A 14,463-nucleotide genomic window follows, 5' to 3' on the forward strand; every position below is an offset into this window, starting at 1 on the left:
TTATTTGCCCCAATTCAGTGATACCAGTGTGGCATCTTTAATATTTATAACTCCATCACCGTTTGCGTCACCCTGAGAAAGGGTTGCACTAGTTTTGCCCCAATTCAGTGATACCAGTGTGGCATCTTTAATATTTATAACTCCATCACCGTTAACATCACCGGACTTACCAGATGGTGTAACTGGAGGTACGATGACTGGAGGTGTTACGACAACTCCTGACGGGCTAAGCCAACGCATGTTGTCGATATAACCAGTTGTAGCTGGGGCGATGTCTGCGTACACACGAGCAAATGCTGCCGTCGCGCTAGGAGTGTATAGGAAGTTTACGTCTCCCACTTGCACCATGTTCGTTGTCTTAGCATTGCCTGTTGGGCCTAGTGCTCTGATTAAGGTTGGACTAGTAATGTAATTGCCAGCTGCATCATATTCGTCAACTATGTAGTTAATACCACCAGTTGTAGATGTCACATTTGTAAAATTAGTAAGTGTGTAAGTTGTACCAGGAGTTATAGCAACACGTGGTGAGAACAAATGAGTTTGAACCGTACTAGATTTAACGGCAATACTATTTAATGGACCAGTTGGTGTTCCATCATAACTACCATGTCCAGCGAGCGAAGTAGCCTGCTTATCGTTTATGATTGTAGTTGCAGAATCAGTTGTCCATCCTGTTGATGGAGTTGTTGCGCTATACGCACCAATAGTATTATTAAAGCTGCTGTCAGCCATAATATCCATACCACTTGCAAGACCGTTATGCATGCTTGTCACGGGAATATTATTACTTTTCACAAATGCTGCGATTTTTGCTAAGTTACCAGCTTGGTATTGGTAGTCATCTTTTGCTGCACTGTATGTAGGATCGTTGTCAGCTTTGATTTCGTGAAATACAAGAACTAGCCACTGGTTATTTGCTTTAGCCTGAGTAATAGCACTTTCCACTGCAGCAACAGAGACATCACCTTGAACTTCCATGGTCGTTAATAAATAATTATTGTATGGGTAGCTACCGATAGGAGCGTAATATGGAAAAGTATTTGTACCAGCTACTGGTGTTGCGACGTCGCTTCCAAGTGTAGATGTATATGAAGGATCCTGGAATGTTCGGTGTGATTCATAATATTTTGATTCAACTGCAATGCTACGATTATCATAATCACCATAAGGGCTTGCAAAGTCAGTCGCATTGATTCCTATAGCTGCTAAATCTGCTTTACTTCCAGACATTTCTGCGTCGAGTTGAGCATCAGTAAGTTTCTTGTTGTCTGCAGCTGCTGTTAAAGGATGGGTTCGAGTGTGTGAACCGATTTCCCAACCTTGTGATTGGAGAGCAATGATTTGAGCTGCTGTCATATAACTTTTTGTTGTATCAGCTGCACATGTGTTTGGCGCAGTAGTCATACCAATACATTTTGTAATAATGTAATTAGTACCTGTGTAACCGGACTGTGCGAGTGCAGGGGCTGCTTGTGTCAGCGCACTAGTTAGGCCATCGTCAAATGTAAACGATACCTTTGCACCACTGTTCTGGGGTAATACCGCAGCTGCTGCAACTAGTGGACTTAATGAAGATGCAAGTATACTTACAACCATGATTAGTGCAAGAAGAAGACTCGATCGAGATTTGATATGTATAAATCGCATGTACAACAGTTCCTTTAAATAATAGTTAAACTTTTGTAAATAATACACTATTGTTGTGTTTTATGCAAGTATTTATTAAAACAAGTATTTTGCTCATGCTTATATTCTAGAATATATTATTAATATATATTTGATGTATAATAAAGAACATTATGAAAAGACTAAAAAAGCCAAGCATTTTCTCATCAAATATTATTTCAACCGTCAGCATTTTAGTTGGAATTGGATTAATTATTATGGGCACTTTCGGTATAGTTGAAGCAAAACGCTCATCGCACAAATCTAAGCCGCAGGCGTCACAGGTAACCTCTGCCCCTACTCTGTCGATTGCTCCAGAAGAATTTTCCTATCTTGCCGGCTCGACAGTTGAGCAAAACGATGTACGTGTGACCGACCGCCAGTTTGCAATTGTGGAACAGGATGGCACGGGCGGCCAACCTAACCCATCCGTTAACCTTTACGGTACACACCTTACGGTAAAAAATGATTTTAAGGTTTCTGCATCGATGTCTCAAATTGTTGGCGATGCCTCTTTTCGTCTCTATGGTGCTGTACCGATTATTCAAGATGAATTCCGTGTAGAAACACCTAGTATTGAGTTTAAGACAACTAAAACTGGTGTGACAATTAATATTTGGGATGGTTCAGAAAGTAGTAATCTTGCAACAAGTCCACCTACCTCCTCTACTACGTACCCACTTAGTCTTACAGATAGTTTGAATTTCGAAATTCGTAGAATAAGTGATAATTTTGAGATCGTCGCTAATGGCGCGACTTTAGCGACAATTCCAGATAGTGGAATTTTTAACAAAGGAACTGTCTGGTTTGGAGCAACTAGCCAAGGTGGCTCATACCTACTTTCAAATATACAAGCGGTAGGCCTTAATGGAGGTTCTGTTGAGCGTGTTGACACATCAACAGCCTCTGTTTCCCCCGACATTACAGGAACTACACTTCAGGCAATGGCTGCAAAAAAGCGCCCAGGCTTCTTTGTTGGTGCTGCAATGGCTCTTCCTCCATCAGTATCCGACTCACAATATAATCAAGTTGCCTTCGGAGGTAATTTTGGAATGATGACAACTGAAAATGCTTTAAAATGGCAATTTGTTCATCCACAGCCTGATGTTTATGATTTCCATGAGAGTGACGCACTAGTTCAATTAGCTAAAAAGAACGGCATGGCAGTCCACGGTCACACGCTTGTATTCGGGGAAGCTAATCCGAGTTGGGTGCAAAACCTGCCAATAAGTACTTCGAGTCAGAAGCTTGCTGTTTCTAAGGTCATGACCGATCATATTGAAACAGTTGCAGGACATTACAAAGGTCAAATGGCTTCATGGGATGTTATTAATGAACCACTTGCTGATTATGATAATTTTGATACGAGTACTAATAAAACATTGCGTGAGAATATATGGTACAAGGCACTCGGTGAGTCTTATATAACAACTGCCTTCATGACTGCGAGACAAGTTGATCCTTCTGCGAAACTTTATATTAATGAATATGGTCTAGAATCAAGTGGTGAGCGCTGGAATGTATTTTTACAATTAGTAACTAAACTAAAGAAAGCCGGCGTCCCTATTGATGGTGTTGGGTTCCAGGCTCACGTCTATGAAGCTGCTGATAAAATTAACGTCACAACCTTAAAGCTCCACATGCAACAACTTGCAAAATTAGGAATTGAATCTCGAATTTCTGAAATGGATGTATATGACGACGATGGTACCGCGGTTCAAGCGAAACAGTATCTCGATGTATTCAACGCATGTATAAATGAGCCTAGCTGTAAATCATGGACTTCATGGGGTGTCTCTGATAAATATGACATGTTCCAAGAGGATGGTGTTGTTAATTACGGACACGATTTCCTATGGGACGATAAGTTACGTCCAACTCGTGCCCTAACCCAAATTCTCACCAGTCTTAAATAGTTAGGATAGTCGGTTGATAGGTTTGTAATTATTAATATTTTATTATGTTATGATGAAAATATGAATTACAAACAACAAAGTAATCAAGGCTGTCTTATCGTTGATCTCATGTATTTGTTCGGTGAAAAACCAACAAGAGAGACGGAAGAAGAACTGTTATCTCAAGGCTTGTTTAACTTTAGAGAAAATTTTACGCTTGGATGTCTGATGGCATTTCTTAACCATTTTCCAAATAAGCGTGCAAAAATTTACTTTGATAATAAATACTACCTAGATATCTTAAAAGCAAAAATTGACCATCCGCGGCTTGAGATGGTACTAGGTAGGAATGACCAAATACTGCTCGATAAATTAAGTGAACCATATATTGTATATGTTGATAATCACATTACTGACGGTTATACTCACCTACCTCATTTTATGATGGTGACAAGTTCAGCTGAAAAAATGTTCAGTGTATTTGATCCCTGGGATGGTAAAACTATTCAGATATCAAAACAAAAACTAGTAAATGGCATCAGTCTCCTAAGAGACCACATAAAAATATGCCCATTTGTTATTACGGCCGCATAACTTTATTGTATCCGTTAACTTCGACCGACGAGTGCTAGCAGTTTTGTCTGAAGGCTTGAATCTTCAGGGACGGTAATGGCAGGTGGAAATACGCCCATTTGTCGATATGACTCTACGACAGGAGTGAATTCATCCCATAGACCCTGGACTAAATCAAATGGCAGCTCTGTTTCGAGGCCTATGAGCTTAGCGATGTCATAAATACGGAAACCTCTGAAGCTGATAATATGTTGCAAATAATCATGCGCAGTAAATTCTCCGTAGGATAGATGAACGATAGTATCTAAGTCCGTAAAGCCACGTATCTTATCAGTTGCAACTTCATTATATTTAGCGTACGTATTTCGTATGTTTGCATCTGGAATATTTCGAAGAAACTCGTATGTATCACTAACGTCTTCTTTCGTTTTACCATCAAGCACATCAACTACCCAGGCATCATCATATGTATGGTACCTCACTGCATCTGCAAGGCTTGTAGGATTTCTACTTGTACCCTTAGGCATCATAAGATCCCACTGAGAGTCAGAAATCTGTTTGATTACGTGTAGAAGTTCTTCATTTGATCGAATAAAAAGCTCTTGTATGGTCATATTGTTCCCTTTTATAACTTTATTCTAATATAATTTTAGCACGTAGTAAGTTAGTCTATTTTATGACCAGTGCAGGTCAACAGGAAGTTCAATGAAACGCTCGTATCGCTTCAGGGGTATGTCTAAACTTTTAATATCGTTATTTGTCATTTTTTCAAATGGACTAAGCGTTACTACAACTCCGCTCTTTTTAATGTGACGCTTCCATGTGCCAACAACCTTTCCATTTATAATGATAGTTGGAAGGAACATGCCGTTATTGCCTGGGACAATTTTTGATGCGTGTGCTGGATCCAGTGCAGCGCTTCTGTCCTTGTAGCCAAGCATATATTCATCAAATCCTGGAAGTAGAAACGCCGTGTCATTATCATCAGAGTCCTGATTATCAGGCTTTGATTTAGACCAGTAGTCCTTGCCATCTATCGTATGGCACTCAAGTTGGGTAATATTAGCCTTAAGACCAATTTTTGCATCGATAGCCTTCAGCCCTGACCACCACATGAAATCTTGTAGTGTGGCTGGTCCATGACTTATGAAATAACGCTTTGTAAGCTGTTGAAGGCTTTTCTCACGACTGAGTATATGTGAATCTGTGACCCATTCATCCAGAAGCGCAAACGTTTGTTGCTTACCATCCATTGGTCCAGATATAATAGTGCCTTTTTGAGCGAGGTACCACAGTATATGGTATCCTCGCCCGTTTTCCGTATTTATACCGTTATCTTGAAGGATATCCATAATTCTTAGTCTCGATAATACATTGCCACCACGAAGTGACAAAGTAAGTACCATAGTTGCACTACTAAGTACGGCCATGTCCAGACCAAGCTGGGCTTGTCTCGATACAGCAGCACGTAAAAGACGATCTGCAGATAGATTGACCATCCATAGGGCATCTTTGCTTGGTACAAAATGAAGTGTACCTCGCTGTGGCCATGTTCGAGCGATCTCTCGATTTTTAATCGCAGCTATAACATCACTTTGCACAAGGCCTGTTCTGAGGCCAATTGCCCAAAGTGTTCCATGATAATCTTGTGCCTGCATGGCGCCCATGTATTGAACTACCTCAGCAGCACTAATATTAGTAGATGGTGTATCTATGTATTGGCTCGTAAGTCGATAAGCTGTAATATCACGCTGGTTCATTAATCCGCTAGTGCCGCCTCGAGTTTGCTGATCTCTATCTTTGTCATTTTTAACATTGCTTGCATGACTCTTTGAGATTTTTCTGGATCAGGGTTACTCATTAGTTCACCGAGTGCAGTTGGGACAACCTGCCATGAAACACCAAACTTATCTTTTAACCAGCCACACTGCCCTGGCTCACCACCGTCACTAGACAAAGCGCTCCAGTAGTGGTTAACCTCGTCTTGACCTTCGCAGCTAATAAATAGTGAAATACCGTCTTCAAACTTAAAGTGTTCACCGCCATCCATGGCCATAAATTCTTGATCATTTAATGTGAACGAAGCATGAAGTAATTGATTACTTCCTGGCATGACCATTTGTGAGTGAATATGAGAATTTTTAAACAGAGACGTGTAGAATTCAACCGCATCTCTACCATTACTTTTAAATGTTAAAAATGTCGTGATTTTTTGCATGAATTACCCCTTATTTACATGTACTTACTATTGTATCACTGCACTGGCTTGCACATACTATCCATAACCTTTATGCTATGAGGTATGGATGAAATTAAAGCACTACTAACCTCACGTGGCTTTAGCGGAGATATCGATGACTCTGCCGCTGCCTTAGAACTTTACTCACATGACGCATCGATGTTTGAAATTAAACCACAGTTGGTTATTGCTCCAAAAACTGCTGGAGACGTCGCAACTGCAGTCAGGCTAGTCGCAGATAAAAAGAAGGAAATGCCTACCCTCTCGCTGACGGCTCGTAGTGGCGGTACGGACATGAGTGGTGCAGCCATTAATGACTCTATTATTATCGACTTCAACCGCTACCTTACGGAAGTTATTTCTGTTAATGACAATATCGCGGTTACTCAGCCAGGTGCTTTTTATCGTGACTTCGACAAAAAAACCGGCGTATATGAACTTCCAAGCTACCCGGCGAGCCGTGAACTATGTACGGTTGGCGGGATTATCAACAACAACAGTGGCGGAGAGCGATCACTCCAGTATGGCAAGACGGAACGATACGTTCCTGAGCTGAAGTTTGTATTTGCGGATGGTATTGAGCGAATCGTAAAGCCACTTAATCGTGATGAACTAAACGCGAAGATGGGACAAGATGATTTCGAAGGCCGAGTCTACAAAGATCTTTATGAGCTTATCGAGAGAAACTATGACCAAATCAAAGCAGCTAAACCAAATGTAAGTAAAAATTCGACGGGCTACCGTTTGTGGGATGTTTGGGACCGAGAAACAGGCGTATTCGATCTAACACAGGCAATTGTCGGCGCTCAAGGAACATTGGGTCTAGTAACAGAGGGTACGTTTAAGTTAGTAAAGCGAGCAACTCACTCAGGCCTTCTTGTGTTGTTTATGCATGACCTCAACCAACTTGGTGAACTTATCCCAACTGTACTCAAGTCAAATCCTGTGACATTTGAAAGTTTTGATGATGCTACACTTTGGCTAAGTATAAAGTTCATGCCAAGTTTCCTCAAGCTGCTTGGCCCAGTTCGATTTATTCATCTCCTTATTACTCTAATTCCTGATGGTCTCCAGCTACTACGGGGCATCCCGAAGCTTGTCCTAATGGTTGAATTTAACGGAGAAACTGAAGATGAGGTCCGTGCAAAGATTAAAAAACTCCACAAAGAACTTGGTGGTCAAAAAGCACGTTACGAAATCAATGGGTTTGAAGAAGATCCAACAGAAGGTGCTAGTGAGAAATTTTGGATAATGCGTCGATATAGTTTCCAGTTACTGCGCAGTAAAGTGAAAGATAAACATACTGCACCGTTTATTGATGATTTAATTGTTAATCCTGAATATTTGTCAGAGTTCTTGCCACAACTTCGTGTCATCATTAAGAAGTATAAATTGATGGCAACAATTGCTGGACATATGGGTGATGGTAATTTCCACATTATTCCTTTAATGAAACTTGAAGATCCAAAAGACCGTGAGAAGATTCTACCCGCAATGAAAGAAGTTAACGAGCTAATCTTGAAGTATAAAGGCAGTTTAAGCGGCGAGCATAACGACGGACTAGTTCGTGGCCCATGGTTAGAACAGATGTATGGCAAAGACATGGTTGATTTATTTCGTGAGGCAAAGCGTATATTTGATCCAGATGCGATCTTTAATCCTCATAAAAAAGCCAATTCTGATTGGGACTACAGCTACTCGCACATTCGCGAACACTTCTAAGGTTAACATCGAATTAAAAAACCCGCACAATTACGTGCGGGTTTTTTAATAATAAAATAACGCCTAATGGCGCGTGTGAACGAGGATGTGTATCAGACGAGAAACACACCATGCTGCGAGTTGCAGGCTGAGCCGGAAGATGACGGGACGTCCTAGATGCATGACTTTTGTAAGTCAAGATTGTTGGCCTAACGTCGTCATTTTTTCTTCACAGACTCAGCCTGCAACCGCAGTATCATGCCTCGGAGGGACGAATGGTTGGAGGTTGGTTCAGAGCTCTGCGCCGCCGAGACTGAAGGTCTGGTCGCGCTCGACTTCGATGCTGCAGTTGGTCGAACCCCGACATGCCGGGGTCATCGCGTGGACATGGGTGATCATGACGCCATCCTTCCATGCTGAATCTCGCGTGAGATTCAAACCGTGATCAATGGCTGCCTGCCATCAACCCTGCTCCTCATTCAACGAGAGGACACAGTAACAAAATCAAATAATTATGGTGCTGTTACTGTGTCCTCTAGGGTGTGTTTCTCATCTGTTAATGTGATTCAGGATTTTGCAATCAACTGAATATAAAAGTTACTATACTCCCCCCTTCGTCTAGTTGCAAGTCAATTCTCAGAATTTATTCGTATGCTAATCACATAAACGAAAGGAATTAAAAAATATGAACAGTATGACGCGAGGTATAAAAAACGCGTTTCGTAATCCTCTGCGCACATTCGCAGTCGTCATTATACTTGCAATAGGAATTGGATTATCGTTATCAATGTTGGTTGCCCAGCAAGCAATCGGAGACCGCATAACACAATTGTCAGCCAATCTTGGATCGAGTATTACAGTAAACCCAGCTGGTGCAAGAGGCTTTGAAGGTGGGGGTGAAACTCTGACAAGTGCGAGTATTGCAAAGATTAAAGCAGTTGACCATGTATCATCTGTCTCCAGCTCCCTGTCGCTCCGTTTAAGGAATAGCTCTGATACTGCCTCAGCACAAGGACCAGGTGGCTCCACCCAGACAAACACAGGAACGACAAGTTTAAATTCAGCTATTGATGCTGGGACTCTTGGTCGTCGTAACAGTGGTACCGATACAGAAACAGGCACAGTACAACGTGCATTTAGCCTACCTGTTACTGCCGTTGGGGTGAGTGCAGGTGTGGATGAATCTGGCAATGCACTAACACTTACAAGTGGCCGTAATATAACAGAGGCCGACAGTGGCGCAAATGTCGCCGTTGTGGGATCTGGGCTTGCAACCAAAAACAGTTTAAATGTTGGGTCTACCTTCACTGCATATGATAAAACGTTCACAGTGATAGGAATTTTTAATGCGAGCAACACATTTACGAATGGGCAAATGTATATTCCGCTATTAACAGCACAGACCCTAAGTGCTCAGACGGATCAGTATAGCTCAATTATCGCAAAAGTCGACTCATTAGAAAATGTCGATGCAACAGTCGCGAGTCTCAAGTCGGTACTTGGTGCAACGGCAGATGTCACGAGTAGTCAGCAAAATGCACAAACTGCTATCGACAGTCTAACTAGCGTACGAAACGTATCTCTAATTGGATTCTTCGCATCGCTAATTGCTGCAGGTGTGATCATATTTCTTATTATGTTAGTTGTTGTTCGTGAAAGACGTCGTGAGATTGGTGTCTTAAAAGCTATTGGAGCTGGTAACGGTAGTATACTCCGACAGTTTATGGTTGAGGCGCTGGTACTTATCGTACTCGGATCTGCTGTTGGTGTTGGTGTGGCGTATACAGCAAGTGGGCCAATCGCACAGTCACTCGTATCATCGAATACCTCAAATACCTCAACAAGCCAGACTAACACGACAGGTCGTCGCGGTTTCGGTGGTGCAGGTTTAGGCAATGTACAAAATAGTCAGGATCTTGTTGGTAAGGTGGCCACTTCAATCGGGCTTCCGGTGCTGCTAGAAGGCCTTGGTGCTGCCCTGCTCATTGCAATCATAGGTAGCGCAATTCCAGCTTGGATGACAGCAAAAGTTCGTCCAGCAGAAGTAATGAGAGGAGAGTAGTATGTTAAAAGTTGCTAATTTAGAGAAGACATTTAAAAGTGGTGATCACACAATCAGTCCAGTAAAAGATGTCACCTTTTCGCTAAAACAAGGAACATTCGCTGCCATTGTCGGTAGGAGCGGAAGTGGTAAGAGCACCCTTCTTTCACTGCTAGGAGCGCTTGACCGTCCAACAGGCGGATCAATAGAAATAGACGAGGGACGGAATATTGCTAAACTTTCGGACCGCCAATTAACTGAGTATCGTCGCAATGGTATCGGGTTTGTATTTCAGCAATATAATCTCATTCCCAACTTAACCGCAATTGAAAATGTTATGTTGCCAATGGAATTTGCTAGTCTTCCTAGGGTGCAGAGGCTCACTCGTGCAAAAGAATTACTTGAGCAGGTTGGGCTTGATGAGGATCGCCAAACTCGTCGATCTAATCGTTTGAGTGGAGGGGAGCAGCAGCGCGTAGCGATTGCTCGTGCACTTGCTAATAAGCCAAAGATGATTTTAGCGGATGAGCCAACAGGTAATTTGGACACGCACAACGGCGAATTGATCTTTGAATTATTACATGATCTTTCGAGAAGTCAAAAAACAACAATTATTGTAGTCACGCATGATCTACAAATCGCTGGAAAAACAGACGTCACGTTACAGCTTGCTGATGGCATCCTGACCAGTAAAAACAGAAAATAAAAACGTACACACTATATGTAAAGTCCCGCTTTGTGGCGGGATTTTACATGTCGATAATTGTAATGTTTTCGGTACCAAGTACATCAAAAATACGCTTATTAGTTTGGGACGTCGTTCGCGCAAATACTCGCATTGATTCGATAGCGTCGCGTAATTCGTTATCATTTATAACATTCATGTGTCTACTATCGTATACTTGATCAATAGAAGATATGATACCTAGATTTTTAGCATCATGGTAAGCTGTTTGAACATGATCTCCAGTGATAAGGATAACATTACCATTCTTTACTTGAGTCTGCGTAATTACGTGTTTAGCGTTTTTCGCACGTTCACGCTTGATTGCTATAAAGCCGCTAAGTATAAATCGAGTTTTATTTGGTAACTCATCTATTTTTTTAATAGGAGCAAATAGTGTCGTATGGGCAACGCCAACTACCGTATAACCGTCGGCTGCAAGTGCATGCAAGATGGCTTCGGCTTTCTCTCGTTCATTTTCTGTTAAATCAGACCTATGAAGAACCTGCTCGGGTGCACCTTTTACATATAAATCAAACAATGTTCCATGATGCCATACGTTCCCGCTTAATAAATGGACTTTATCAAATCTAACCTCGTTGACTGCAGGCTGGCGTCTAAATGATCTGTTTTGAATTTTTATATATTCTGCGAATGCCCTGTCAATGTAATGAGATGTGTTTATAGCAGAGCCTATAATAGCTTCCATCATATCTTCCTGACTAGATGTGCTATGCCACACCTTCGTCACATGTGCTTCAACGCTCTTTGATGAACTTGTCGCATTAATTATAACAGTCTTCATACTGCGCGTAGACAAGAGCGTCCTAGCACGCTTTAGAGACGTACGAAGCGTACCGTGCTCGTCCTTAGCTGAGATAGATTTAAGCATTAGTGATATTATAGCAAAAAATAACCTCACCGTAGATATACTCCAGTGAGGTTACTGTACTTGCTAGTTATTTTAAGCAATTCTAATGAGTTCTAAGCGTTGGGTTTTACCCGCTCGTCCCCATTCGACTGTATCTTTGATTTGCTTACCTAGAAGGCTTTGACCTAGAGGGCTTTTATCTGATATCCGCCCATCGCTTGGGTTCGCTTCAAAGCTATCAACGATTGTATATCGTAGAAGCCGGCCTTTACTATCAATCATATCAACAACTGAGCCTATAGCAACGAATAGCCTATCTCGTTTTCGAGGTAATAGTCGTGCTGTCTTAAGCGTCTGCTGCTTATCATAGAGTTCTGCTTCACTAGCTTGGAGCGATGCTAGTTTTTGGATACGTGCGAATCGCTCTTCGTGCGAATCTGATTTATCAAGTTCTCGTAATTCTGAACGGTTTTTTTCAATATCATGGCTGAGACGAGCGATCTGTTTTTTTAGTTCTTTAAAGCCTTTTTTGCTCAAATAAACAATAGTTGCTGTGTTCATAGAATGTCTCCTTTTACGTTTTGTCTTTTATCAATTCGGATTTTTTCCTCTTTGATATTTTAATTATGCCAAAGATATCTGAATCAAACCTGAGAATTCAAATATAGTTATGATTTTCCTTCAACTGACTTTGAAGGCGCACTTGATGTCTGAAGTATAATTGTAAATATTGTCGTATCGTTGACTGCGCTGGTTGCTGTAAGCTCTCCATCGTTTAACTCAACAATTTTTTTTGCAACAGATAATCCTAGACCATACCCATTTTTTGATGCATTTGTGCGAGAGCTATCACCACGGTAGAAGCGATCAAAAATATGCGGTAATTGCTCCTCAGGGATGCCACTACCCTCATTAGATACCTCGATGCGCACCTTACCTGATCGACGAGTTACGGTAACTGATACCATCGATGTATCCGGGCTATACTTGATAGCATTATCAATGAGAATCATGGCAAGCTCTTCGACGCTTCCAAGTGTCACCATGGTATATATCGGCGATTCAAACTCTTTAAAGTGAATACGTTTTCCTTGTGGGTCAAATGTCTTGATAACGTTAGTGACTGCTCTGTTAACCTCTACTTTTTCCCTCTCAACGTTTGAATAGTCAAGCTTAGACAGCTGCAGCAGCGTATGTGATAAGCGAGTTAATTTGTTAACCTCTTCGAGATTACTCTCGAGTAGTTCATGCATCTCGTCTTTTGTTAAGTGTGTATCTCTCAGTGCAACTTCAATCTCTGTTTTCATAGCCGCAAGTGGCGTTCGTAACTCGTGACTAGCATCACTGGTAAAGCGAGACTGGGCTTCATGAGCTTCTTCTATAGGACGTATAGTTCGTCTCGCAAGGTAGAAGCTACCCACACCACCGATTCCTAAAACGAGGAAGTTGATATATACAAGCCCGATGACTAAATTTCCTTCACCTTCATGTAGTTGATCCGAACGAAGATCGGGAAATCCGTAATTTCTAGGTAATCGAAGACTTGTTTCGATTTGGCTTAATCTTGCATTTATCTCACTTGAAGCGATCTGATAAATAGCAACACTAAACAGCAGACTCAGGGTCATAAGAATAAGAAGATACCAGCCTGTTAACTTTAGTGTTGCACTTTGAAACATAATTACCCCTCTATTTTGTAGCCAAAACCTCTGACAGTGTGAAGTAGCGGAGTTTTAAATGGAACATCTATTTTATTGCGAAGGTATTTTATATACACTTCTACTGTGTTTGGCAAAATATCCGCGTCGTAGTCCCATACATGACTAATAATTGTTTCTTTTGAAAGTGGTCGACCCTGATTTCTAAGCATGTACTCGAGCAGACCGAACTCTTTGTTGGTCAGTTGAATTGTTTTATTTTCTCGTGTGACACTAAAGTTCACAGTATCAAGTGATAAATTACCAGCTGTCAAGATATTCGGCTGTTGTTCACTTGGCCGCCGTAATAGCGCTCGGACCCTCGCTAGGAGTTCCTCGAGCGCAAATGGCTTGACAAGGTAATCGTCCGCACCACTGTCAAGCCCATCTGTACGATCCGACACACCCCCGAGTGCAGTTAGCAAAATAACTGGTGTGTGAATTTTTGCTTCACGCATAGCCTTTACTATTGCAATACCGTCATATTCTCCTGGGAGCATACGGTCGACAATCGCCACATCGTAGGGTTCAGTTGTCGCCATAGCATACCCGTCATCACCATCGAAAGATACGTCAACTGCGTAACTTTCCTGTTCAAGAGCTTTTTTAAGAGCTCGTGCAATTTTATGTTCGTCTTCGATAATTAATATTCTCATGTATTAATAATATGTCTTTAAACTGAGAAAATACTGTATCTTAGGCGATTGCCGTATGGACTGGAGCGTATTTATCGCTCCAAAGCTGCATATCAACAAGAATAGGCATTAAATCTCTCCCCTTTTTTGTGAGGGCGTATTCACAGCGGGTATTATTTGTCGAAAGGCGTTTAATAATGTCCGCTTCCTCAAGGGTGATTAATCTCGCAGATAGAGTACGCGGATTTATGCCGCCCACTAGATCCTGTAATTGACAAAATCGTACTGACTTTTCATTTACAAAGTAGCGTAGCAACTGAGGTGTCCATTTGTCACCTAGAATATGCGTTGCTGCTGCGACGCAGCCAATAGTTTTTATTTCGCTCATACTAACACTATACATTGTCTAGCAAATATTGTCA

At 41.6% G+C, this 14,463-nt stretch carries 14 protein-coding genes; 5 read left to right on the forward strand and 9 right to left on the reverse strand.

Going from position 1 to position 14,463, the window contains the following annotated elements; translation table 11 throughout:
* Positions 1–1,647, reverse strand: coding sequence for a polysaccharide deacetylase family protein (locus ABIS22_04765; protein MEO7741195.1), 1,647 nt, complete (start codon positions 1,645–1,647; stop codon positions 1–3).
* 152 nt (positions 1,648–1,799) lie between these two features.
* Between ABIS22_04765 and ABIS22_04770 the strand changes: the two genes are divergently transcribed.
* Together ABIS22_04770 and ABIS22_04775 are read left to right on the forward strand one after the other, a co-directional pair.
* Positions 1,800–3,581, forward strand: a complete 1,782-nt coding sequence (locus ABIS22_04770) for an endo-1,4-beta-xylanase (GenBank protein MEO7741196.1) — start codon at positions 1,800–1,802, stop codon at positions 3,579–3,581.
* Positions 3,582–3,641: 60 nt separating this feature from the next.
* Positions 3,642–4,154, forward strand: a complete 513-nt coding sequence (locus ABIS22_04775; GenBank protein MEO7741197.1) for a hypothetical protein — start codon at positions 3,642–3,644, stop codon at positions 4,152–4,154.
* A 14-nt stretch (positions 4,155–4,168) separates the two neighbouring features.
* Here ABIS22_04775 and ABIS22_04780 read toward each other — a convergent pair whose 3' ends face one another.
* From ABIS22_04780 to ABIS22_04790, 3 genes are read right to left on the reverse strand one after another with little or no spacing between them, the layout of a single operon-like run.
* On the reverse strand, positions 4,169–4,747 hold the full coding sequence (locus tag ABIS22_04780; GenBank protein MEO7741198.1) for a hypothetical protein: 579 nt from the start codon (positions 4,745–4,747) through the stop codon (positions 4,169–4,171).
* A 60-nt stretch (positions 4,748–4,807) separates the two neighbouring features.
* Positions 4,808–5,893 (reverse strand): winged helix DNA-binding domain-containing protein, encoded by a 1,086-nt coding sequence (locus ABIS22_04785; protein ID MEO7741199.1) that lies wholly within the window; start codon positions 5,891–5,893, stop codon positions 4,808–4,810.
* Positions 5,893–6,351 (reverse strand): VOC family protein, encoded by a 459-nt coding sequence (locus ABIS22_04790; GenBank protein ID MEO7741200.1) that lies wholly within the window; start codon positions 6,349–6,351, stop codon positions 5,893–5,895. Before ABIS22_04790 ends, ABIS22_04785 begins: the two co-directional genes overlap by 1 nt.
* An 84-nt stretch (positions 6,352–6,435) precedes the next feature.
* On the opposite strand from ABIS22_04790, the gene ABIS22_04795 reads away from it, so the two are divergent.
* The 3 genes from ABIS22_04795 to ABIS22_04805 all read left to right on the forward strand — a co-directional run bounded on the left by ABIS22_04795 (position 6,436) and on the right by ABIS22_04805 (position 10,820).
* On the forward strand, positions 6,436–8,094 hold the full coding sequence (locus tag ABIS22_04795; protein MEO7741201.1) for an FAD-binding oxidoreductase: 1,659 nt from the start codon (positions 6,436–6,438) through the stop codon (positions 8,092–8,094).
* 664 nt (positions 8,095–8,758) lie between these two features.
* Positions 8,759–10,135: an ABC transporter permease gene (locus ABIS22_04800; GenBank protein ID MEO7741202.1), complete on the forward strand. Its 1,377-nt coding sequence runs from the start codon at positions 8,759–8,761 to the stop codon at positions 10,133–10,135.
* A gap of 1 nt (position 10,136) precedes the next feature.
* Entirely contained in the window at positions 10,137–10,820 is a 684-nt protein-coding gene (locus tag ABIS22_04805; GenBank protein MEO7741203.1) for an ABC transporter ATP-binding protein, read from the forward strand.
* A gap of 43 nt (positions 10,821–10,863) precedes the next feature.
* On the opposite strand, the gene ABIS22_04810 is transcribed toward ABIS22_04805, so the two are convergent.
* From ABIS22_04810 to ABIS22_04830, 5 genes are all read right to left on the reverse strand, one after another.
* Positions 10,864–11,730 carry a hypothetical protein gene (locus ABIS22_04810; protein ID MEO7741204.1) on the reverse strand — a complete coding sequence of 289 codons (867 nt, stop codon included), beginning with the start codon at positions 11,728–11,730 and terminating at the stop codon, positions 10,864–10,866.
* Positions 11,731–11,802: 72 nt separating this feature from the next.
* Complete coding sequence (locus tag ABIS22_04815; GenBank protein MEO7741205.1) at positions 11,803–12,270, reverse strand: GreA/GreB family elongation factor; 468 nt, start codon at positions 12,268–12,270, stop codon at positions 11,803–11,805.
* A 107-nt stretch (positions 12,271–12,377) separates the two neighbouring features.
* Positions 12,378–13,388 (reverse strand): ATP-binding protein, encoded by a 1,011-nt coding sequence (locus ABIS22_04820; protein ID MEO7741206.1) that lies wholly within the window; start codon positions 13,386–13,388, stop codon positions 12,378–12,380.
* Between the two features lie 2 nt (positions 13,389–13,390).
* Positions 13,391–14,062, reverse strand: a complete 672-nt coding sequence (locus ABIS22_04825) for a response regulator transcription factor (protein ID MEO7741207.1) — start codon at positions 14,060–14,062, stop codon at positions 13,391–13,393.
* 40 nt (positions 14,063–14,102) lie between these two features.
* Complete coding sequence (locus tag ABIS22_04830) at positions 14,103–14,429, reverse strand: helix-turn-helix domain-containing protein (GenBank protein MEO7741208.1); 327 nt, start codon at positions 14,427–14,429, stop codon at positions 14,103–14,105.
* Between the last annotated feature and the right edge of the window lie 34 nt (positions 14,430–14,463).

This window comes from Candidatus Saccharimonadales bacterium (genome assembly GCA_039928925.1).
In the GTDB taxonomy this organism is placed as follows: Bacteria; Patescibacteriota; Saccharimonadia; order Saccharimonadales; family Saccharimonadaceae; genus UBA6022.

What these genes read in the sequence shown, in the direction of transcription:
- ABIS22_04775 (MEO7741197.1), top strand. Translation starts at nt 3,642, where the DNA reads ATGAATTACAAACAACAAAGTAATCAAGGCTGTCTTATCGTTGATCTC.
- ABIS22_04765 (MEO7741195.1), bottom strand. Translation starts at nt 1,647, where the DNA reads ATGCGATTTATACATATCAAATCTCGATCGAGTCTTCTTCTTGCACTA.
- ABIS22_04805 (MEO7741203.1), top strand. Translation starts at nt 10,137, where the DNA reads ATGTTAAAAGTTGCTAATTTAGAGAAGACATTTAAAAGTGGTGATCAC.
- ABIS22_04780 (MEO7741198.1), bottom strand. Translation starts at nt 4,747, where the DNA reads ATGACCATACAAGAGCTTTTTATTCGATCAAATGAAGAACTTCTACAC.
- ABIS22_04820 (MEO7741206.1), bottom strand. Translation starts at nt 13,388, where the DNA reads ATGTTTCAAAGTGCAACACTAAAGTTAACAGGCTGGTATCTTCTTATT.
- ABIS22_04815 (MEO7741205.1), bottom strand. Translation starts at nt 12,270, where the DNA reads ATGAACACAGCAACTATTGTTTATTTGAGCAAAAAAGGCTTTAAAGAA.
- ABIS22_04825 (MEO7741207.1), bottom strand. Translation starts at nt 14,062, where the DNA reads ATGAGAATATTAATTATCGAAGACGAACATAAAATTGCACGAGCTCTT.
- ABIS22_04785 (MEO7741199.1), bottom strand. Translation starts at nt 5,893, where the DNA reads ATGAACCAGCGTGATATTACAGCTTATCGACTTACGAGCCAATACATA.
- ABIS22_04790 (MEO7741200.1), bottom strand. Translation starts at nt 6,351, where the DNA reads ATGCAAAAAATCACGACATTTTTAACATTTAAAAGTAATGGTAGAGAT.
- ABIS22_04800 (MEO7741202.1), top strand. Translation starts at nt 8,759, where the DNA reads ATGAACAGTATGACGCGAGGTATAAAAAACGCGTTTCGTAATCCTCTG.
- ABIS22_04830 (MEO7741208.1), bottom strand. Translation starts at nt 14,429, where the DNA reads ATGAGCGAAATAAAAACTATTGGCTGCGTCGCAGCAGCAACGCATATT.
- ABIS22_04810 (MEO7741204.1), bottom strand. Translation starts at nt 11,730, where the DNA reads ATGCTTAAATCTATCTCAGCTAAGGACGAGCACGGTACGCTTCGTACG.
- ABIS22_04770 (MEO7741196.1), top strand. Translation starts at nt 1,800, where the DNA reads ATGAAAAGACTAAAAAAGCCAAGCATTTTCTCATCAAATATTATTTCA.
- ABIS22_04795 (MEO7741201.1), top strand. Translation starts at nt 6,436, where the DNA reads ATGGATGAAATTAAAGCACTACTAACCTCACGTGGCTTTAGCGGAGAT.